Source organism: Micromonospora sp. NPDC051006, assembly GCF_044456245.1.
Taxonomy (GTDB): domain Bacteria; phylum Actinomycetota; class Actinomycetes; order Mycobacteriales; family Micromonosporaceae; genus Micromonospora.
Genome location: NZ_JBITFP010000018.1, coordinates 122118 through 142455 on the forward strand (window position 1 = coordinate 122118; position 20338 = coordinate 142455).

The 20338-nt window shown below is 74.5% G+C and carries 19 protein-coding genes; 7 read left to right on the forward strand and 12 right to left on the reverse strand.

Annotated elements, in window-relative coordinates; translation table 11 throughout:
* Positions 1 to 7: 7 nt before the first annotated feature.
* The gene (locus ACIBBA_RS24190) at positions 8 to 475 is read right to left on the reverse strand and encodes a winged helix-turn-helix transcriptional regulator (protein WP_396700245.1); all 468 of its coding nucleotides are present in this window, start codon (positions 473 to 475) and stop codon (positions 8 to 10) included.
* Positions 476 to 567: 92 nt separating this feature from the next.
* Between ACIBBA_RS24190 and ACIBBA_RS24195 the strand changes: the two genes are divergently transcribed.
* Positions 568 to 1281, forward strand: a complete 714-nt coding sequence (locus ACIBBA_RS24195; protein WP_396700246.1) for an SDR family oxidoreductase — start codon at positions 568 to 570, stop codon at positions 1279 to 1281.
* Positions 1282 to 1466: 185 nt separating this feature from the next.
* Here the strand turns inward: ACIBBA_RS24195 and ACIBBA_RS24200 are convergent, their stop codons facing one another.
* The 4 genes from ACIBBA_RS24200 to ACIBBA_RS24215 all read right to left on the reverse strand — a co-directional run bounded on the left by ACIBBA_RS24200 (position 1467) and on the right by ACIBBA_RS24215 (position 7163).
* A complete protein-coding gene (locus ACIBBA_RS24200; protein ID WP_357060490.1) occupies positions 1467 to 2270 on the reverse strand; it encodes an ABC transporter permease in 804 nt (267 codons plus the stop codon).
* Complete coding sequence (locus tag ACIBBA_RS24205; RefSeq protein ID WP_396700247.1) at positions 2267 to 3244, reverse strand: ATP-binding cassette domain-containing protein; 978 nt, start codon at positions 3242 to 3244, stop codon at positions 2267 to 2269. Before ACIBBA_RS24205 ends, ACIBBA_RS24200 begins: the two co-directional genes overlap by 4 nt.
* 57 nt (positions 3245 to 3301) lie before the next feature.
* On the reverse strand, positions 3302 to 6481 hold the full coding sequence (locus tag ACIBBA_RS24210) for a BTAD domain-containing putative transcriptional regulator (protein WP_396700248.1): 3180 nt from the start codon (positions 6479 to 6481) through the stop codon (positions 3302 to 3304).
* A gap of 100 nt (positions 6482 to 6581) precedes the next feature.
* Positions 6582 to 7163 carry a type 1 glutamine amidotransferase domain-containing protein gene (locus tag ACIBBA_RS24215; RefSeq protein ID WP_396700249.1) on the reverse strand — a complete coding sequence of 194 codons (582 nt, stop codon included), beginning with the start codon at positions 7161 to 7163 and terminating at the stop codon, positions 6582 to 6584.
* 203 nt (positions 7164 to 7366) lie between these two features.
* Between ACIBBA_RS24215 and ACIBBA_RS24220 the strand changes: the two genes are divergently transcribed.
* The 3 genes from ACIBBA_RS24220 to ACIBBA_RS24230 all read left to right on the forward strand — a co-directional run bounded on the left by ACIBBA_RS24220 (position 7367) and on the right by ACIBBA_RS24230 (position 10937).
* Positions 7367 to 8491: an aromatic acid exporter family protein gene (locus tag ACIBBA_RS24220; RefSeq protein WP_396700250.1), complete on the forward strand. Its 1125-nt coding sequence runs from the start codon at positions 7367 to 7369 to the stop codon at positions 8489 to 8491.
* Positions 8492 to 8616: 125 nt separating this feature from the next.
* Positions 8617 to 9312, forward strand: a complete 696-nt coding sequence (locus ACIBBA_RS24225) for an SDR family NAD(P)-dependent oxidoreductase (RefSeq protein ID WP_396700252.1) — start codon at positions 8617 to 8619, stop codon at positions 9310 to 9312.
* Positions 9309 to 10937, forward strand: coding sequence for an MFS transporter (locus ACIBBA_RS24230; RefSeq protein WP_396700253.1), 1629 nt, complete (start codon positions 9309 to 9311; stop codon positions 10935 to 10937). The genes ACIBBA_RS24225 and ACIBBA_RS24230 overlap by 4 nt, the downstream gene beginning before the upstream one ends.
* A gap of 83 nt (positions 10938 to 11020) precedes the next feature.
* Here the strand turns inward: ACIBBA_RS24230 and ACIBBA_RS24235 are convergent, their stop codons facing one another.
* Positions 11021 to 11278: a MarR family winged helix-turn-helix transcriptional regulator gene (locus ACIBBA_RS24235; RefSeq protein ID WP_396700254.1), complete on the reverse strand. Its 258-nt coding sequence runs from the start codon at positions 11276 to 11278 to the stop codon at positions 11021 to 11023.
* 127 nt (positions 11279 to 11405) lie between these two features.
* Between ACIBBA_RS24235 and ACIBBA_RS24240 the strand changes: the two genes are divergently transcribed.
* Both ACIBBA_RS24240 and ACIBBA_RS24245 read left to right on the forward strand, forming a co-directional pair.
* The gene (locus tag ACIBBA_RS24240) at positions 11406 to 11780 is read left to right on the forward strand and encodes a DoxX family protein (protein ID WP_396700255.1); all 375 of its coding nucleotides are present in this window, start codon (positions 11406 to 11408) and stop codon (positions 11778 to 11780) included.
* 149 nt (positions 11781 to 11929) lie between these two features.
* Positions 11930 to 13039, forward strand: a complete 1110-nt coding sequence (locus tag ACIBBA_RS24245) for a cation diffusion facilitator family transporter (RefSeq protein ID WP_396700256.1) — start codon at positions 11930 to 11932, stop codon at positions 13037 to 13039.
* Between the two features lie 4 nt (positions 13040 to 13043).
* Here ACIBBA_RS24245 and ACIBBA_RS24250 read toward each other — a convergent pair whose 3' ends face one another.
* The 4 genes from ACIBBA_RS24250 to ACIBBA_RS24265 all read right to left on the reverse strand — a co-directional run bounded on the left by ACIBBA_RS24250 (position 13044) and on the right by ACIBBA_RS24265 (position 16674).
* Positions 13044 to 13475, reverse strand: coding sequence for a hypothetical protein (locus ACIBBA_RS24250; protein WP_396700257.1), 432 nt, complete (start codon positions 13473 to 13475; stop codon positions 13044 to 13046).
* 60 nt (positions 13476 to 13535) lie between these two features.
* Positions 13536 to 14210: a hypothetical protein gene (locus ACIBBA_RS24255; RefSeq protein ID WP_396700258.1), complete on the reverse strand. Its 675-nt coding sequence runs from the start codon at positions 14208 to 14210 to the stop codon at positions 13536 to 13538.
* A gap of 2 nt (positions 14211 to 14212) precedes the next feature.
* Positions 14213 to 15286, reverse strand: a complete 1074-nt coding sequence (locus ACIBBA_RS24260; protein WP_396700259.1) for a Gfo/Idh/MocA family oxidoreductase — start codon at positions 15284 to 15286, stop codon at positions 14213 to 14215.
* Positions 15287 to 15414: 128 nt separating this feature from the next.
* Positions 15415 to 16674, reverse strand: coding sequence for a hypothetical protein (locus ACIBBA_RS24265; protein WP_396700261.1), 1260 nt, complete (start codon positions 16672 to 16674; stop codon positions 15415 to 15417).
* 296 nt (positions 16675 to 16970) lie between these two features.
* Between ACIBBA_RS24265 and ACIBBA_RS24270 the strand changes: the two genes are divergently transcribed.
* Entirely contained in the window at positions 16971 to 17909 is a 939-nt protein-coding gene (locus ACIBBA_RS24270; protein ID WP_396700262.1) for a MerR family transcriptional regulator, read from the forward strand.
* 19 nt (positions 17910 to 17928) lie between these two features.
* Here the strand turns inward: ACIBBA_RS24270 and ACIBBA_RS24275 are convergent, their stop codons facing one another.
* Together ACIBBA_RS24275 and ACIBBA_RS24280 are read right to left on the reverse strand one after the other, a co-directional pair.
* Complete coding sequence (locus ACIBBA_RS24275; protein ID WP_396700263.1) at positions 17929 to 18228, reverse strand: putative quinol monooxygenase; 300 nt, start codon at positions 18226 to 18228, stop codon at positions 17929 to 17931.
* 130 nt (positions 18229 to 18358) lie between these two features.
* Entirely contained in the window at positions 18359 to 19969 is a 1611-nt protein-coding gene (locus ACIBBA_RS24280) for an ABC-F family ATP-binding cassette domain-containing protein (protein ID WP_396700264.1), read from the reverse strand.
* Positions 19970 to 20338: the final 369 nt, after the last annotated feature.

Below are 20338 nucleotides of genomic sequence, written 5' to 3' on the forward strand. Positions count from 1 at the left end.
CGACCGGTCAGCATCCCGGCTGGTAGGCCGGCGGGAACACCACCTGCTCCGGCGGGACCACCGCGCCGGTGTCGTCGACGAACGCGACCCGTACCGGCCGCTCGCCGTCGGCCGTCCGCCGCAGAATGGTCGGCCCGCCGGCCAGTGGTCGGTTTTCGTCGCCCCACTGCTGGAGCGCGGCCAGCACCACGCGCAGCTGCTCGCCGGCAGGGGTGAGGTGGTAGCTGTGCCGGGTCCGGGTGCCGGGCTCGGAATAGGGCCGCTTCTCCAGCACACCCTGGTCGACCAGGCCGGTCAGCCGGCCGGTGAGGATGTCGGGCGCGATGCCGAGGCGGTCGCGGAAGTCCGCGAAGCGGGTCACCTCGCCCAGCGCGGCCTCGCGAAGGATGAGCAGCGTCCACTTGTCGCCCACCGCCTGCAAGGCGCGGGCGATCGAGCAGTACTCGTCGAATTTCCCGGTCCCGGCCACCGCCATGCCGTTCAGTCTACCGCTGGGTTGCAGTTTCCTACTCAGGTCGTCTAGCTTTGGCTTTCCAACCCAGCACCATCCGCTCGGAGGAGACATCCGTGGAGATCCGCAACTCGGTCGCCCTGGTCACCGGCGCCAACCGCGGCCTGGGGCGACACATCGCCGCCCAGCTGCTCAGCCGGGGCGCCACCAAGGTCTACGCCGGCGCCCGTAACCCCTCGTCGGTGGACCTGCCGGGGGTGATCCCGCTCGAACTGGACGTCACCGACCCGGCCTCGGTCGCCAAGGCCGCCGCGGCGGCCCCCGACGTGACGCTTGTCATCAACAACGCGGGAGTCAGCACGCACACGCCGTTGATCACCGGGGACGCGGCCAACATCAGGCTGGAGATGGAGACGCACTTCTTCGGCGCGCTGGAGGTCAGCCGGGCGTTCGCGCCGGTGCTCACCGCCAACGGCGGCGGAGCGGTGCTCAACATCCTGTCGGTGCTCTCCTGGGCCCACTTCCCGGGATACGGCGCCTACAGCGCGGCCAAGGCGGCGGCGTGGGCGATGACCAACGTGATCCGGCAGGAACTCGCCCCGGCCGGCATCGACGTGACGGCGCTGCACGTCGGCTACATGGACACCGACATGGCGGACTACGTCGACAAGTCGAACAAGGTCGACCCCGCCTGGGTGGCCGGCCAGGCCCTCGACGGCATCGAGTCCCGCGCACTGGAGCTGGTCCTCGACGAGAACAGTCGCCGGGTCAAGTCGGCCCTCGCCGGCGGACCGGAGCTGCTCTACCCCGGGCTGCCCAGCGCGGCCTGATCGGCGGGCGTCAGCCTCCGGCGGCGGTCCCCGGCTGCGGTCTCCGGCGGTGGCCCCTCGGCGGTGGCCCCCGGGCGGTGGCCGCCGAGGGCGGCGGCCCGATCGACCGCGATACCTCAGCGGCATATTTATGCCGCTGAGGTATCGCGGTCGTCAGGGTTTCCTGCCGGCCGAGACCCGCACGGTCAGCGGCTCAACGCCCGGTAGCGGCGGACGGCGAGCGGCGCGGCCAGCGCGATGAGCAGCACCGGCCAGCCGACCGCCAGCGGCAGCGGATGCTGCGCTGCCCACGAATCGCCGCCGATGCCGGGGTTGCCGAACAGCTCCCGGGCCGCCGCCACGGTGGCGGAGAGTGGGTTCCACGCCGCGATCGCGCCGAGCCAGTCCGGCATCAGGTCCGGAGCGACGAAGACGTTGGACAGCGCCGTGAGTGGAAACGCGAGCGGAAACACGATCACCCCGACGGTGTCCGGATTCGGCACGAGCAGACCCAGCAGGATGCCGATCCAGGTCAGCGCCAGCCGCAGCAGCAGGATCAGACCGACCGCCACCAGGGCGTCGCCCAGTCCGTTGCGCCACTGCCAGCCCACCAGCAGGCCGCAGACCACCAGGGTGGCCAGCTCCAGCACGGCCCGGGTGAGGTCGGCCGTGGCCCGCCCGGTGAGCAGGGCGGACCGGGCCATCGGCAGCGAGCGGAACCGGTCGACCACCCCCCGGTTCGCGTCCAGGGCGATCCCCGACGCGGTGGCCCCGAGACCGTAGAGCATGGTCATCACGAAGACGCCGGGCAGCAGGAACTCCCGGTAACTGCCCTGTCCGGGCACCGCCATCCCGCTGCCGAAGACGTAGCCGAAGACCAGTACGAACATGATCGGCAGGCTGAAGTAGAGGATGATCTCCTCGGGCGAGCGGACCACGTGCCGCATGTTCCGTCCGGCCATCACCCAGCCGTCAGCCACCGCCCAGCGGAGCCGGCCAGCCGTCGTCATGCCGGCACCTCCGTCCGGTCGCGCCGCTCGACGTCGTGCCCGGTGAGCCGGAGGAACGCCTCGTCCAGGGTGGGCCGGCGCAGCATCACGTCCTCGACCGCGACCGCGGCGTCCTGAAGGGCCCGCATGGTGTCGGCGAGCGCCGCGATCCGGTCGACGACGGGCGCGCCGAGCTGGCGGATCTCCGGGTCCACCGTCACCGGCGCGCCGACGATCCGCTCCACGATGGCCGCCGCGACGGGCAGCTGTGCCGCGTCGCGGACCACCAGCTCGATCCGGTCCGCGCCGATCCGCGCCTTCAGCTCGGTCGAGGTCCCCTCGGCCACCACCCGGCCGGCGTCCACCACCGAGATCCGGTCGGCGAGCTGGTCCGCCTCCTCCAGGTACTGGGTGGTCAGCAACACGGTGGTGCCGTCGGCGACGAGCGAACGGACCGCGTCCCAGACGCCGTTGCGGCTGCGCGGGTCCAGCCCGGTGGTCGGCTCGTCGAGGAAGAGCACCTTCGGTGTGGTGACCAGGCTGGCGGCGAGGTCGAGCCGGCGACGCAGCCCTCCGGAGTACCCGCCGGCCGAGCGGTCCGCCACGTCGGTGAGCCCGAACTGGTCGAGCAACTCGTCGGCCCGGCGCCGGGCCACCCGGGCCGGCAGGTGCCGGAGCCGGCCGAAGAGCACGAGGTTCTGCCGGCCGCTGAGGATCTCGTCGACCGCGGCGTACTGCCCGGCCAGCCCGATCAGGGCACGCACCCGGTCGGGGTGCCGGGCCACGTCGTAGCCGGCCACCCGGGCACGGCCGGAGTCGAAGCGCAGCAGGGTGGCCAGGATCCGCACCGCGGTGGTCTTGCCCGCGCCGTTGGGGCCGAGCAGCCCACAGACCGTGCCGGCCGGCACGGTCAGGTCGAACCCGGCGAGAGCCGGCGTCCGTCCGTACGTCTTGCGCAATCCCTCGGCCAGCACGGCCGATGTTTCGTCGGTCATGCCGGCAGCCTCGCCGGACGCGCTGACCGGTCGCGCACCGTCGGCTGACGGCCGCCGTCAGCCGGCCGCCAGCAGCGCCACCGCCTGCTCCCGGCCCAGCCCGGCGCCCCGGGCGAAGGCCCGATCGAACGTCAGGTCACCAATCCGGGCCCGGGCCGCCGCGGCCACCGGCGTGCCCTGGGCGGCGCCAGCGGCACCGGTGTCGCTCAACAGCGCCGACGCCGCGCCGAGCAGCAGAGCGGCCCGCTCGCCCTCGCCGCGCCGCAGCACCGGAGCGACCAGGCCCTCCACCGCGGCGCCGACGGTCGGCACGTCCCACACCCCGACGGTCGCAGCGATCACCTGCTGGTAGCGGGCTCGGGCGGCCGGCGCGTCGCCGAGCGCGTCGGCGATCTGCCCGAGCGCGACCAGCGCCGCCAACCGGACCACCTCGGCGCCGAACCAACCGGCCGGGCACTCCGCCACCGCCTGTTCGCACAGTTGCCGGGCCCGCGCGAGGTCGCCCCGGCGGCGGGCGATCTCGCCGAGTCCCAGGTGAGCCGCGGCGACCAGCTCCGGCGCGCCGGCCGACTGGGCGACCGCCACCACCCGCCGGTAGTCGGCCCCCGCGCCGTCCAGGTCACCGACCCCGAGCCGGCCGTCCGCCCGGGTACGCAGCAGTTCGGCCAGGTCGAGGGTCGAGCCGAGCTCGTCCGCCAGCAGGAGGGCCTCGGCCATCGGCCCGGTGGCCGCCGCGGGGTCGCCGACCCGGTAGGCCGCCTCCGCCACGGTGCTCAGCACCAGGATCATGCCCCACCGATCACCGAGGATGCGGAACCCGTCGAGGGCGACCGACAGCTGCGCGCGCGCATCCGGATAACCGCCGTCGAGCAGCCACACCATCGCGACGCCGAGCGATCCCAGCGCCCGGCTCCACGGGTCGGCGCCGAGCAGCACCTCCCGGCTCTCCGGGAGATCCAGCATCGACCGCCGCTCCGCGGACGGGGGACCGGCGGCCATCCCGGAGAGGTAGAGCAGGAACGGGTGCCGAGGTGGCCGGCCCAGGCCCCACAGGATGTCGCTGGCCCGGCCGAGGTGCGGGCGGTCCGCCCCGATCGCACCCACCCCGGCGACCAGCAGACAGAGCGCGTACTCCTCGGCGAGCCCGGGCGGCGGCCCGTCCAGCTGGTCGACGAGCCGGCCGGCCAGCTCGGCACCCTCGCCGCGCAGGCCGCGCAGCCACCAGTAGAACGAGAGGGCGGCGACCAGCCGCAGCGCGGTGCCGGTGTCGCCGTCGGCCGCCGCCCGGCGGAGCGCGGCGTGCAGGTCGTCGCGGTCGGCGTCCAGCCGGCGCAGCCACTCCAACTGACTGGCGCCGCGCAGCCCACGGTCGCCGGCCCGTGCCAGATCGAGGAAGTACGCCGCGTGCGCCCGGCGCAGCCGGTCGGCCTCGCCGGCCCCGGCGAGCTCCCCGACGGCGAACGCGCGCACCGTCTCCAACATCCGGAAGCGACCGTCGGCGGCGTCCACCAGGGACTTCTCCGCCAGGCTGGTCAGCACGTCGAGCACGTCCGCGCCGAGCGGCGCGCAGACCCGCTCGACAGCGGCCAGATCGGGGTTACCGGCGAAGACGCCGAGTCGGCGGGTCAGCCGCCGCTCGGGCTCGTCCAGCAAGTCCCAGCTCCACCGCACCACCGCTCGCAGCGTCTGGTGCCGCGGCTCGGCGATCCGGCTGCCGCGGTTCAGCAGCCGGAACCGGTCGTCGAGCCGGGCCGCGACCTCGCCGACCGGCAGCGCCCGCAACCGGGCCGCGGCCAGCTCGATGGCGAGCGGCAGGCCGTCGAGGGTACGACAGATCCGCAGCACCGCGGCCACCGTGCCGCTGTCGACCGTGAAGCCCGGCGCCACATCGCCGGCGCGATCGGCGAAGAGCCGCACCGAGGCGTACCCCCGCGCCTGCTCCGGCGGGACGGCCTCGGGCGGCACCGGCAGGCCGAGCAGGGGACAGAGCACCTCGCCGGTCACGCCGAGCGGTTCCCGGCTGGTGGCCAGGACACGGAGCCCGGGGGCGGCGCCGAGCAGCCGGGCGGTGAGCCGGGCCGCGTCGGCCACCACGTGCTCGCAGTTGTCGAGCACCAGCAGCAGCCGTCGGTCGGCGAGCGCCATGACCAGCCGGTCGGTGCCGTCGCGTGGCCCGCCGGGTCGCCGCAGCGCCCCGTCGCGCAGGTCGAGCGCGGCCAGCACCGCGGGGGCCACCGCCGCCCCGGCGGGCACCGCGGCGAGCTCGACCAGGCAGACCTCCCCGCCGTGCCGCTCGGCGGCCTCGATCGCCAACCGGGTCTTCCCGGCGCCGCCCGGGCCGTGCAGCGTGACCAACCGGGCCTCGCCGAGCAGCGCACCGAGCCGGCGCAGCTCGTCCACCCGGCCGACGAAGCTGGTCAGCTGGTGCGGCAGCGGGGGCAGCCGGGGCGGAGTCGCCGCGGCGCGTGGGTCGACCTCGTCGCGCAGCAGCGTGGTGTGCAGGGCCACCAGCTCGGCCGACGGGTCGGTGCCCAGCTCGTCGGCGAGTACCCGGCGGAGCTCCGCGAAGACGGCGAGCGCCTCGGCCCGCCGGCCGTCGCCGTGCAGCGCGCGCATCAGTTGACCGTGCAGGCGTTCCCGCAGCGGGTGGGCGGCGACCAGCTCCCGAAGCTCCGTCACCAGCGGCTGGGCGTCACCCGCCGCTCCCGGCTCCGCCACCGTCAGCAGGAGTTCGGCCTCGATCCGGTCCTCGACCGCGGCCAGTCGACGGTCCATGAGCCGGGCCGCCGGGGCCGCGGCGAAGGGCGCGTCGGCGACGTCCGCCAGCGGCTCCCCGCGCCAGAGCGCGAGCGCCTCCCGCAGCAGTTCGGCGGCGTGGCGCGGCTCGCCGGCCGCGAGCGCGGCCCGTCCGGCGTCGGCCAGTCGGTTGAACCGGTGCGCGTCGACGTCCTCCGGGTCGACCGCGAGCCGGTAGCCCGCCGGGTGGAACTCGACCGGGTCGACCGGTCCGGTGGAGAGCACCTGGCGCAGCCGGGACACCTGCGACTGGAGCGCGTTGGCCACGCCGGCCGGCGGCTCGCCGCCGTACAGCCCGTCGATCAGGCGTTCCCGCGGCACCATCCGCCCGGCATCGAGCAGCAACAGCACCAGCAGCGCGCGCAGCCTCGGCCCGCCGACGGCCAGCCGGTGCCCGTCGGCGGAGCACACCTCGGTCGCGCCCAGGATGCCGAACCGCACGGCGTCGATTGTCGCGCACCGGCCACCGGCGGTCCGCGCACGGACGGGCGCCGGCCCCAGACCCGGAAAGTGGTGCCCCCGGCCCGGCCGGCGCGTCGGATCAGGCGGTGGCCATTCGGCCGGTGCGCCGACCCTCGGCGAACTCCTCCACCAGCTTGACGCAGAACGCCGGCAGGTCGTCCGGGCGGCGGCTGGTGACCAGGCCGTTGTCGACCTGGACCTGCTGGTCGACCCAGTTTCCACCCGCGTTGCGGATGTCCGTCCGCAGGCTCGGGTACGAGGTGACCGTGCGGCCGTTGACCATGCCGGTCTCGACCAGCGACCACGGGCCGTGACAGATCGCCGCCACCGGCTTGGCCTGTTGGAAGAACGCCCGGACGAACGCCATCGCCGTTTCGTTCATCCGGAGCCGGTCCGGGTTGACCGTCCCGCCGGGCAGGATGAGGCCGTCGTAGTCGGCCGGGTCGGCCTGCTCGACCTGCCGGTCCACCGGGTAGCGGTTCGCCGGGTTGATGTCGTGGTTCATGGCCTGGATCTCGCCAGGGTGCAGGGAGATCAGGTGGACCTCGGCGCCGGCCTGTTCGACGGCGTTGCGGGAGCTGGTGTACTCGATATCCTCCACCCCGTCCGTGGCGAGGACCGCGATCCGCTTGCCGGACAGTGGGCGCTGGTTGTCAGCCATGGCGAACTCCCTTCGCGGCGCCGACGCCGACGGTGGCACCTGGTTAGTTCGTTCCCGGTGGCCTTCCCGAGGCCGGCAGGCGCAAACGAGACGGGCGCGGTGATGATTCATCCGGTCGACACCGGGTAGGTGCCGCCGTGGCCTACGCCGGTGCGCGGGGAAGTGACCGCGATTCGGCCGGTGCCAGTGCCCACGGCGACGGTGTGACGGCGGCTCTCGCGCAGGCGCGGCGCCGGACGGCCAGGACGCTGCGCGACCGGTTGCGACGGGTACGTGCCGGTGTCGGGCTGGCCGTGCAGGCCGGGCTGGCGGCTGGCCTGTCCTGGTGGGTGGCCGACAGTCTGCTGCACATCGCGCAGCCGGTCTTCGCCCCGGTCTCCGCGGTGATCGCGCTGGCGGCGTCGGCGGGCCAGCGGCTGCGCCGCACCGTCGAGCTGATCGTCGGGGTCTCCGTCGGTGTGCTCATCGGTGACCTGCTGATATTTCTGTTGGGGGCCGGGGCGTGGCAGCTCGGCCTGGTCGTGGTGCTGGCGATCGTCGTGTCGGTGCTCGTCGGCGGCAGCCCGGCGGTGGTGGTCCAGGCGGCCGCGACCGCGGTGCTCATCGGCACGCTCAGTTCGGCGGTGCCGAACCTGGAGATCCCCCGGTTCTTCGCCGCACTCGTCGGCGGCGCCGTGTCGCTCGCGGTCACCGCCGTGCTGCTGCCGTTGAACCCGCTGCGGGTGATCAACCGGGCGGCCGTCCCGGCACTGGACTTGCTGATCGCCCAGCTCGACGCCACCGCCGAGGCGCTGATCCACCGGGACGCCGCCGCCGCGCAGACGGCCCTCGACCGGCTGCGGGACAACAAGAGTGAGATGGGCGCCTTCACCGAGGCCGCGCAGGCCGCGCGGGAGGCGAGCACCCTCTCCCCGGTGCGGTGGGAGAGCCGGGAGGGCCCGGTGGGTCGGTACGCGCAGGCGGTGGAGCCTATCGACCGGGCGATGCGTAACAGCGGGACCCTGATCCGCCGCACCGTGACGTTGATCGAGGACGACGAGCCGGTGCCCGACGCCCTGCCGGAGGCGGTGTCGGCACTGGCGGAGGCGGTGCGGGTGCTGCGCCGCGAGTTCACCACGGCGGACGAACCGGACGAGGCGCGGGAGCAGATGTGTCGCGCGGTCTCGGCCGCGGGTCGGGCGTACCGGGCCGGCGTCGGGTTCTCCGGTTCGGTCCTGGTCGCCCAGGTCCGTACCGCCGCCAGTGACCTGATGGTGGCGGCCGGTCTCGACCAGGACGCGGCCAACCGGGTGGTCCGGCACGCCTTCGGCCCGTTCCAGACAGGTTGACACCGCCGCCCCGACCGGGCGCCGGCTGTCCCGATCGCCCGGCGGTCCGGGCGCGGCGGAATCGGTGTGGAGCCGACCGGAGCGGGAAGCCTCAGGCGTTTCCGGTTGGCGAGGGCTGGAGGGACATGGGCGCCAGGACCGTCGTGGTGGTGGGTGGCACCAGCGGGCTCGGGCTCGCGACCGCCCGGCTGCTCGCGAACGAGGACCAGGTGGTGGTGCTGGGCGACGTGCCGGACGAGATCGACGCGGCGGTCGGCGAGCTGGGCTGCGACGGAGGAGTCTGCGACACGTCCTCCTACGAGCAGGTGCGGGACGCCTTCGCTCAGGTGGCCGACCGGTACGGCACGATCGACGCGGTGGCCCTCTGCGCCTCGATGTGGGCCGGTGGGGACCTGGCGGACCTCACCCCGGAGCGCATCCGGCGGGCCGTCGAGGTCAACGCGCTCGGCACGACGTACGTGTTGAAGGAGGCGCTGGACCACCTGCACCGGCAGGGCTTCGGGAACGTGGTCTACGTCGGCGCGATGGCGGTGACGCAGCCCCGCCCCGGCATCCCCGTCTACCGAGCCACCAAGAGCTACGGCGCCAGCCTGATCGAGTCGGTCGCCGAAGCGCAGCACAGTAACCGGGTCAAGGTGATGCAGCTGCACCCCGGGCCGATGCCGACCCGGTTGCAGGAGCGGGTCGGTGACGAGTTCCTCGACGAGGTGTACGCGCTGCCCGAGCAGGTGGCCCCCGAACTCGTCCGGCTGCTCCGGCTGGCCCCCGACGACCTCTACGTCTCCGGTGAGCGCGTGCTGCGCGCCGACGGGCGGTGGTGACGCCCGGTGGCACCACCGCCGAGGCCCCGGTCTCGGCGTGGGCGCCGCTGAAGACGGCGGTCTACCGCAACCTCTGGCTCGCCCTGCTCGCCGCCAACGTCGGCACCTGGATGCAGACGGTCGGCGCCCAGTGGCTGCTGATCGACGAGCGGAACGCCTCGACGCTGGTCGCCCTGGTGCAGACCGCCAGCCTGCTGCCGGTCCTGCTGCTGGCGCTGCCGGCCGGCGCGCTGGCCGACACGTTCGACCGCCGGAACCTGCTGATCTCGGTGCAGCTCTTCCTGGTCGTGGTGGCGGTGGGGCTGACCCTGCTCACCGCGACCGGCCGGATGCCGCCGGCGCTGCTGCTCACGCTCACCTTCGCCTTCGGCGTGGGGCAGGCGCTCACCCTGCCCGCCTGGGCGGCGGTGATCCCGGAACTGGTGCCCCGGGAGCAGCTGCGGGCGGCCTCGGCGCTCGGCTCGATCAGCGTCAACGTGGCGCGGGCTGTCGGACCCGCCGTCGCCGGCGTGCTGATCTCCCGGGCCGGCGTCGCGCCGGTCTTCGGACTGAACGCGGTGGCCTTCGGAATCTTCGCGCTGGCGCTGGTCCGGTGGCGACCAGGTAACGCCCGGGCCGTCGAGGTGCCCGAACGGTTCACCGCCGCGCTGCGCGCCGGTGGGCGGTACGTGCGGCACTCGCCGATCGTCCGCCGGCTGCTCCGGCGGGCGCTGGTGTTCCTGGTGCCGGGCAGCGCGTTGTGGGCGCTGCTCCCGCTGGTGGCCAATCGGCGGCTCGGCCTGGACTCCAGTGGGTACGGCATGCTGCTGGCCGCGCTCGGGGTGGGCGCGATCGTCGGCGGCGTGCTGCTGCCGTGGGTCCGGACCCGGCTGTCGGCGAACCAGTTCCTGCTGGTGGCCGGGGTGCTCTACGGCGCGGCGCTGATCGTGGTGGCGACGGTCAAGGTCGTGCCGGTGGTGCTCGTCGCCCTGCTGCCGGCCGGCCTGGCGTGGGTGGTCGTGCTCGCCAACGTCAACGCCGAGATGCAGCTCTTCCTGCCCGGCTGGGTGCGGGCCCGCGGCCTCGCCGTCTACCAGGTGGTCTTCGCCGGCGGCCAGGCGGTGGGCGCGTTCGCCTGGGGTCTGCTGGCGGACCTCGCCGGCTTGGTCGACGCGCTGATCGTGGCCGGAGTGTTGATGCTGATCGGCTCGGTGACCTCGCAGATCTGGCCGCTGCCCGAGCTGCGGGGGGTGAACAGGGACCCGGCGACCTACTGGCCCCGGCTGCGACTGGCGCACGAGCCGGATCCCCGGGTCGGGCCGGTGCTGGTGGTGGTCAGCTACCTCGTCCGGCGCGACCGGGAGCAGGAGTTCCTCGACGCGATGGACCTGGTGCGCGGCTCACGACAGCGCACCGGGGCGATGCGCTGGGGGCTGTTCCGCGAGGGGGAGGCCCCGGACCGTTTCGTCGAGGTCTACCTGGTGCCCTCCTGGGACGAGCACCTGCGCCAGCACGGCGGGCGGTTGACGGGTGCCGACCAGGAGGCGGAGGACCGTGCCCGGCGTCTCGCCGAGGGCGAACCGGAGGTCCGCCACCTGCTGCCGGCGGCGGCCGGGCCGTCGTTGGCCGACGGCGGGACGCCGTGAGCGACGCCGGGCGGCAGCGGTCACCGGCTGTGCCGCCGAGTGGCCGGCGTTTCTGACTGGCGGACACGTCGACCGCTTCCCGATCATCCGAACCGGTCGCCCGGGCACGGCGCGTCCGGGTCGACGGCCCGCCCGATGCGCCGGCCGATCTCGCGCAGTTGGCGCTGTCGGGCTCTGGTCAGCGGGTCGAAGGCGAGCCGCCGGACCTCCGCCACGTGCCCCGGCGCGGTCTCGACGACCTTGGCCCAGCCCTGCTCGGTGAGGACGGCCAGGGTGTAGCGGCCGTCGGTCGGATCGGGTGTGCGTCGTACCCAGCCTCGGCGCTCGAGCCGGCCGACCACCTGGGACAGCCGTGAGAGCGACCCCTCGGCGCACCGCCAGCTCGCTCATCCATGCGTCACTTGCACCTTGAAGTAAGGCCGGCGTAGGTTCCGCTCCCCGCTTGAAGTGACAACAGGGTGGAGCCCCATGAACATCGTCTTGTGGATCATCGCGGCCGTGCTGGCCGTCCTCTTCCTCGGCGTCGGGCTGATGAAGCTCGTCCGGCCGAAGGAGAAGCTGGTCGCCTCCGGCCTGGGTTGGGCGGAGAACTACCGCCCCGAGACGATCAAGATCATCGGTGGTCTGGAGGTGCTCGCCGCGATCGGGCTGATCCTGCCGGCCCTGCTCGACATCGCACCCGTGCTGGTGCCGCTCGCCGCGCTCGGTCTGGTGATCACCATGGTCGGCGCGATCGTCGTGCACGGGCGCCGCCGGGAATACCCGGGCCTCGCGGCCAACGTCGTGCTGCTCGTACTCTCGGCCGTGGTCGCCTGGGGCCGGTTCGGCCCGTACTCCTTCTGACCTCGGCCGGCGGCGGCCAACTGCCGCAACGCAGGCGAGCGACCGGCCCTTCCGCACCGAGAACCCCACTGCGGAAGGGCCGGTACGGGAGCGTTGTTGCAGCTCAGTGGCAGCTGCAACGTTGTCGCGCAGGCACCCGGGCGCCTAAGGTGACCGGCGGTGAACGGACCTCCCGACGGTTGGGGGAACGGGTGCACGGCCACGAGCACGAGCAGACTCCAGATCCCCACGGATCCGACCGGCGGCACCGGCACGACGGCCCGCTCGGCCGCGCGTGGCACCGGCTGCGGCACGCCGTCGTCCCGCACTCGCACGACCCCGGGTCCACAGTCGACTCCGCGCTGGAGGCATCCCGGGACGGACTGCGGGCATTGTGGATCTCGCTGGTCGGGCTCGGCGCCACGGCCGCCGCCCAGGTCGTCATCGTCGTCCTCTCCGGCTCGGTCGCCCTGCTCGGCGACACCCTGCACAACATCGCCGACGCCCTGACCGCCGTGCCCCTCGGCATCGCGTTCCTGCTCGGCCGGCGGGCGGCGACCCGCGCCTACACCTACGGCTACGGCCGGGCGGAGGACCTGGCCGGCATCGTCATCGTCGCGGTCATCGCCGGCTCGGCCCTGTTCGCCGCCGGGACCGCGGTCACCCGGCTGCTGCGACCCGCCGAGATCGACCATCTGCCCTGGGTGGCCGTGGCCGGCCTGGTCGGTTTCGCCGGAAACGAGCTGGTGGCCCGCTACCGGATTCGCGTCGGCCGGCGGATCGGCTCCGCCGCCCTGGTCGCCGACGGCCTGCACGCCCGCACCGACGGCTACACCTCGCTCGCGGTCGTCGCGGCGGCCGGCGGCGCCGCGGTCGGCTGGCACTGGGCGGACCCGGTGATCGGCCTGGTCATCGCCGTCGCCATCGCCTTCGTGCTCAAGGACGCGGCGCGCGAGGTCTACCGGCGGCTGATGGACGCGGTCGACCCGGGTCTCGTGGACCAGGCGGAGACCACCCTGCGCGCCGTCGACGGGGTCCGGGACGTGGCCGCGGTCCGGCTGCGGTGGATCGGCCACCACCTGCACGCGGAGGCGGATCTCGTCGTCGACGGCACCCTCACGCTCACTGCCGCGCACGAGATCGCCGCCGACGCCGAACACCAGCTCACGCACGCTGTGCCCCGCCTGACCAGCGCCACCGTCCACACCGATCCGCACTCGCACCCGGGTGCGCACCACCATGGCGACCTCTCCCACCGACGCCGCCAGCCCCAGCACTGAGCGGTCAAGGCCGGGCGGGTGACCGAGCGGGGTGCGCCGGCCGCATCCACGGGGCCAGCCGGGCGGCCGCCCCGACCAGGGCGGCCGCGAGCAAGGTGATCACCGCCTGCCCGATCCGTCCCGGCGTGACCCCGGGCGTGGCGTCCAGCACGTAGTTGGCGTAGGCGTTCGCCGCCGAGTCGGTGACCAGCACGGCGCATCCGAGCCACAGTCCCGCCGCCCGGCGCGTCCACAACAGCACCGCGGCCAGCGGATCCAGCACGGTCAGCGAGGTGAAGTAGAGCGCCAGCCACGCCGGCAGCGCGGGGTACGGCCGTAGCCCGCCGGTGCACAGCTGGACCAGGTGCACCACGGTGCCGTAGGCGAAGACGAGCACGGCCGCGGTGAGCATGAGCTGGACTCGGCGTGGCTCGCCTGCCCAGCGGCCGTTCGCCATCCGGCCATTATCCGCCCGCACCGGCAGGCAGGCTGCCCGCCGTCCGGCTCGGGTCGGCCGTCAGGCGAAACGTTCGGTGGTCACGGGTACGAGCCCTCGCAGCCGTACGACGGAGGTCAGCTCGTGCAGGATCGGCCCGACGGTGTGGTCGGTGGTGGTCGCCAGCAGCGAGGTCAGGTCGAGGGCCCAGGCGATGTCGCGACCGACCCGGCGCAGGGTCCAGCTGTGCTCGTCGCGGCCGACCCGCCGCCGACCACCGGGTGCCGGGTCACTGGGCCTGTGACCGGCCGTCGGCCGCCAGTGCGCGGCGAGGTTCGTCAACCGGTCCACGGGCAGGTCGCCGGCGAAGAGGACCCGGTAGACCCGCCGCTCGTGGAAACCCTCGGGTACCTCGGCGGGGCCGAGCCGCAACGGCGTGCTGGCCGGGAGGCTCTGCTGGTCGCGGAAGTGGCCGCGCAGCGCCGGTTCGGCCGGCAACGGCCCGCCGCCGAGCTGGCCATGAACCTCGTCCGCGCCGTCGCGGGTGACCGGTACGACCCGGGCGCGCAGCCGCGGGTCGGCGCGCATGCCCCGGCTGACCGACGCGGCGCTCCGCCAGCCGGCATCCGGCGCCCAACCCGCACTGTGCAGCCCCGACGTGGTCCAGTCGGTGGCGTGGGTGAACTCCTCGACCACGATCGTCTCGGCGGCGGCCCGACGCCCGGGCGCCGACCCGAGGATCACGTAGTAGTCCACGGTCACCTCGGCGGTACCGGAAGCACCGCGCCCTCCTCGGCCGACCGGTGGGCCAGCTCGATCAGCGCGACGGTGTCCACCGCGTCGCGCGGGTCGACCGGCATCGGCCCGCCGTCCCGCAGCGCCGCCGCCACCTGCTGGTAGAAGCTCTGGTACCGGCCCGCCTCGGTGGGCACCGGCCGGAGGTCACCGTCCACGCCGAGCCGCCCGTAGCGCTCGGGCGGGACCTCGCCCCAGCCCGGCGTGCCCGGCCGACCGCCGTCGCGCAGCGCCTCCTCCTGCGGGTCCAGGCCGTACGTGGTGTAGCCGGCCCGGTCACCGAGGACCCGCAGCCGGGGCCCGAGCTGCGGGGTGACCGCGCTCATCCAGAGGTGTGAGCGGACACCGCCGGCGTGGGTCAGCGCGACGAACGCGTCGTCGTCGACCTGCGCGCCCGGCCGGCGGCGGTCGACCTCCGCGTAGACGCTGTGCACCGGGCCGAGCAACTGCACGGCCTGGTCGATGAGGTGGGCGCCCAGGTCGAAGAGGCCGCCACCGGCCTCGTCCGGGGTGGCGCTCTCCCGCCAGCCCGGCTTGATGGCCGGACGCCACCGCTCGAAGCGGGACTCGAACCGGGTCACCTGTCCCAGCGCGCCCTCCTCGACGAGGCGGCGGGCGGTCAGGAAGTCGCCATCCCAGCGGCGGTTTTGGAAGACGGTCAGCGGTACGCCGAGGCGGTCCGCCTCGGCGACGAGGTCCCGGCTCTCCGCGGCGGTGGCGGCGAGCGGCTTGTCGACCACCACCGCCAGCCCCGCGGCCACCGCCGCCCGGGCCATCGGTACGTGCAGCCGGTTGGGCGTTGCGACCACGATCAGGTCGAGCGCCTCGGGAGAGCGCCACAGCAGGTCGACGTCGTCGACCAGGCGCGCGTCCGGGTGGTCGTGCCGGACCTGCTGGCGTCGCTCCGGATCGCGGGTGACCACGGCGTGCAGGCGCAGGCCCGGCGTCGCGGCGATCAGCGGGGCGTGGAACACCCGGCCAGCCAGTCCGTAGCCCAGCAGACCCACCCGCAACGGCGTCTGCGTCTTCCCCGCCATGTCGCCCTCCGTCTCCCGGTCGACGCTCGGGTGCAGCCGATTCCGGTGGCACCGAATCTACGCGGGTCCCGGACGACGGCGACCCGGCATGGTGAAGATCACCGGGCCTCCACCCGGCGGGGGAGCGGTCACAGCCGGTCGTACTGCTGACGGAGCAGGGACTCGGCGGCGGTGACGTCGTGTGAGCCGGCGCCGCCGGCGGTGACGAGCAGGACGATGTCGTCGCGCTGCGCGACGGCGTGCACCTCGGGAAGGCTCACGTCGTCACCGCTGGGGCCGACGAACGCTGTCGCCCCGGGCACGGACTTCAGAGTGACCTCCCCCGCCGGGGCGCGGAGGCTCCGCTCCAGGTCGGCGTAGGACGTCGCGAACTCCTCGGCGAGCGTCGGTGTGTCGAACTGGAGCAGGACGACCGTCCTCGCCGCGGAGTTCGGCTCGGTCCAGGCCGCGCTGGCCGCGTGCCGTACCTCGGTCAGCTGCGTCACGAGTAGCAGCGCCCCCGGGCCGCGGTCGAGCGAGACGATCCGGGTGAAATCAACCTGGTCGTCGGCGGCGGGACCACGGCCGGGTGTCGCGTCCTGCGGGGGTGCGACCAGCCGGGCGGCGAGGCCGCCGGCGGCGTCGCTCGCTTGTGCGGGCGGATGAGCGAGTTTCCAACCCACCACCCCGATCAGGGCCGCGGCGGCGACCAGCGCGACCGTCACGACGCCGATCCGCAACGGGCGGCGCCACCGCGGCACCGCTCTCCGCGGGTACGCGCCGGGCACCGGCAGGGTCAGCACGATCGGCTCCGGGACGCTCTCCGCCGGCTGGCCGTGCTCGACGCGGCCCGGCGCAGAGGCGTCCGACGGTGCGGAAGTCGTCGGGTCGGTGGCCTCGGGTTCGTGCCCCGGATCGGCGCCTGGTTCCGCGACGGTGGCCGCCGGAGTCGCTCCCGCCGCGGTGCTCGTCGCGACCCGCAGGGGCGCGGCCAGCAGGGCGGAGACGGCTCCGGCGAGCAGCAGCGTCCCGGCCAGTCCGAGCCAGGTGCCCTGGAGATAGTCGGTGCTGGGTCGGTCGGCCACCGGAAAGCCGCTGTCTCGCACTGCGGCGCCGCTCGGTAGGAACGTCAGCGCCACCAGTGCCAGGGTCGTCGCGCCGAGCACCAGCCGGAGGAGATCGCGCCACTGCGGGCGTAGCCACGCGAGGACGAGCAGTGCCAGCAGCCCGAGCCAGCCGACGTACAGCGCGACCAGGGAGCCGGGCAGGTCCGTCAACGCGTACGTGCGCACCTCGGTCGACGGGGCGTCGCGGCCCAGCAGGAGGTGGACAACGTCCCGCCCGGGACGCACCGACACCCATGGCCGGTAGTGGGCCCCGCCGAGCGCGATCAGGCCGGCCAGCGCCATGATCACTGCCCGTGCCCGTGCCCGTCTCGTGTCGGACCGAATGGCAGGGGATGCCGGGGCGACGCCGCTCGGGCCAGCGTTGTTGATCACCGGCGGATTATGGCAGTGCGCGGACGCGCACCTCGCCGGGCGGTGGAGGATGAGCGGCCCGGGGGACACGCGGGCTCGCGCACCCCCCGTGCCGACGGTCAGCGCGGCAAGACCGCGACCGCGGTGTACGGGATGGTGGGGGTCGGCGTCGTGGTGAAGCGGGCAGGGCTTGAACCTCCCGCAGGGGGAGAGGCGAGGGTGGACGCATGGACGGCGACGCGCGCTACTCGATCGGCGAGCTGGCCCGGCGGACCGGGCTGACGGTGAAGGCGATCCGCTTCTACTCCGACCGCGGGATCCTGCCGCCGTGCGAGCGCACCCCGGCCGGCCACCGCCGCTACGGGCTCGAGGCGGTCGCCCGGCTGGACCTGGTGCGTACGCTGCGCGACCTCGGAGTGGACCTGCCCACCATCGGCCGGGTCCTGGAGCGGGAGATCTCGCTCGCCGAGGTGGCCGCGGCGCACGCCGACGCGCTCGCCGTGCAGATCCGGACGCTGCGGCTGCGACGCGCGGTGCTGACCGCGGTGGCCCGACGCGGACCCACCGATGAGGAGATGAACCTGATGCACAAGCTGGCCAAGCTCTCCGAGGACGAGCGACGGCGCCTGATCGGCGAGTTCCTCGACGTCGCCTTCGGCGGCCTGGACGCCGACCCGGCGTTCGCCGGGATCAGGCGCTCGATGACCCCCGAACTGCCCGACGACCCCGAGGGGGAGCAGCTGCAGGCCTGGATCGAACTGGCCGAGCTGTCCCAGGACCCGCAGTTCCGCGCCCGGATGCGGCAGGTGGCGGAGCAGTACGCCGCCGACCGGGCCCGCGACGGCACGCCGGGGATACGCCCCGACGCCGTGGCGGTGGTCCGCGCCGAGGTCCGGCCGGCGCTGGCGGCCGGCGTCGACCCGGACTCGCCGCAGGCCGACGCCGTCGTGGCGGCGATCCTGACCCGGTACGCCCGGCTCTGCGACCGCCCCGACGACGCCGACCTGCCCCGCCGGCTGCTGGCCCGGCTCGAAACGGCGAGCGACCCGCGCCGTGAGCTCTATCTGCGGCTGCTCGCGGTGGTCAACGGCTGGCCGCAGACGGAGAGCCTGGCGCCGGTCTTCGACTGGTGCATCCGGGCGCTGCGGACCCGGCTCGGCAGCTGACCGCCGGGTCGCCGCGCCGTCAGACGCCGAGGCCGCCCAGCACGGTCATCTCCTGGCCGGCGAACTCGCCGGTGAGCAGCGGCATGGCGCGGGCGATGGCCTCCTTGGTCTCGGGCAGCTGGAGCGAACGGTCGTGGTGCCCCTTGGACTCCCAGATCTCGCTGACCAGGATCTGGTCGGGGTCGGTCTCCGACGCGCCGACCGCGTAGAGGTGGCACCCGGCCGCCCGCAGACCGTCGACGCCTTCGAGCAGGATGGCCACCACCTCCGCGCGGTGGCCGGGCAGCGCCCGCATCGAACCGAAGTAGCCGTACGCCATGACACGTCCTCCCGTCGCGCGGACCCGGCGTCCGCTGCCGACCATCACCCTTCCGCCCCGGTACGACAGGATGCCGCGCGAACCGCCGACGCGGCGCTAGACAACCCGTGCTCGCCGCAGCCCGGGCCGGTCAGAGCCGGATCTCCCGGCCGGCCCAGCGCGATCGCAGCCACCGGTCGTGGCTGGCGACGACGATGGCGCCGGGGCCCGGGCCCAGCGCCTCCTCCAGCTCGTCGCAGAGCCGAGGAGAGAGGTGGTTGGTCGGTTCGTCGAGCAGCAGCAGCTCGGGCGGGTCGGCGACCAGCAGGGCCAGGGCGAGCCGGCGGCGCTGGCCGACGGAGAGTTCACCGACCCGCTTGTCCAGGTCGTTCGGGTGGATCAGCCCGAGCGAGGCCAGCGGTACGGCCTCGGCGCGATCGGCGCCCAGCGCCCGCTGGTAGGTGTCCCGGACGGTCTGCTCCGGGGTGTCGAACCGGGTGTCCTGGGCCAGCAGGCCGACCCGCAGTCCGGGTCGCCGGCGTAGCTCCCCGGTCGCGTCCAGCCGTCCGGCCAGCACCGCGAGCAGGGTGGACTTCCCCGCGCCGTTGGCGCCGGTGACCAGGAGGCGGTCGGTGGCGGTCACGTCCAGCCGGTCGAGCGTCAGCCGGCCGGGCACTCGCAGCTGCCGCAGCGAGAGCAGCGGCCCGCCGTCGTCGTCGCCCGCGGCGAGCGCCGCGGCGCGGAACCGCAGCGGCTCCGGTGGCTGGGGGACCTGGTCGCGCTCCAACTCGTCGAGGCGGCGGGCCGCGTTGCGCACCCGCCGGGAGATCTGGTGCTGCACCCGGCCGGCGGTGTGGCCGTACCCCATCTTCTCGTTGTCCCGGCGGGCCCGACCCGGCGCCACCCGGTGCGCGGTCTCGCCGACGGCGAGACGCAGCTCGGCCAGCTCCTCCTGCTCCTCGGCGAAGCGCCGCCGCCAGCGCTCCCGCTCGGCGCGTTGCTCGCCCAGGTAGGCGGTGTAGCTGCCGCCGTACCGGGTCGGGCCGTCGACCGCCGGGTCGAGGTCGATCAGGTCGGTGCAGACCGCGTCGAGGAAGGCCCGGTCGTGGCTCGCCAGCACCACCGCGCCGGGCAGGTCGCGCAGCTGCTCCTCGAGGAACGCCGCGGCGGCGTCGTCGAGGTGGTTGGTCGGCTCGTCGAGCAGCAGCGCCGCGGGCCGCCGCACCAGCAGGGCGGCGAGCGCGAGCCGGCCACGCTGCCCGCCGGAGAGCGAGCCGAGCGTACGGTCGGGCGCGGTCCCGCCGAGGCCGAGCCCGGCGAGGACGATCGCGGCGCGCCGGTCGGCGTCCCACGCCTCGTGCTCCTGGGCCCGGTCGAGCCGTGCCCCGTACGCGGTGAGCAGTTCTGTGTGGGCGGGGGAGTCCTCGGGCGTCTCGGCGAGAGCCTGGCTGATCCGGTCGAGCGCGGCGAGGTCGGCGCGAGCCTCGCGCAGCGCGTCGTCGAGCACGTCGGCGATCGTCGACCCGGGGTCGAACGGCATCTCCTGGTGCAGGTGGCCGAGGTCCGCGGGGCGGACCACGGTGCCGGCGTCCGGTTCGTCCGCCCCGGCGAGCAGCCGGAGCAGGGTGGACTTGCCGACGCCGTTCTCGCCGATGAGGCCGATCCGGCGGCCGGGAGCGGCGGTGAGCGAGACGCCGTCGAGCACCCGTCGGGTGCCGAGGGTACGGACAAGATCATGTGCGAGCAGGGCTGATGGAGGCATGTGCGGAGACCTTGACGGGAGTGCGGGCGCGCCCGGGCGCCCGGCGGCAGACGGGAAGGAGACGACGAGTTGGCCGCGGCGGCGCTCGCGCGCACGTGCCGGCGGCCGATCAGATCCGGGGCTCACCCGGAGATGTCGTCGTCACCCGCCATGTCTGGTCTCCTCTTCGGTGATCTGCGCATCGACGATAGCAGGGCAGCCGGTTGCGCCCCGGACGACGAGCGGCGGGGGGGGGGGGGGGGGGGGGGGGGGGGGGCCCCCCCCCCCCCCCCCCCCGAGTCCGGGGTGGCCGTCCGGTCAGGACGGCAGGCCACCGACCTGGGTGTTGATCCAGGACCGGATCGACGACAGGTCGCCGTAGATGGACGG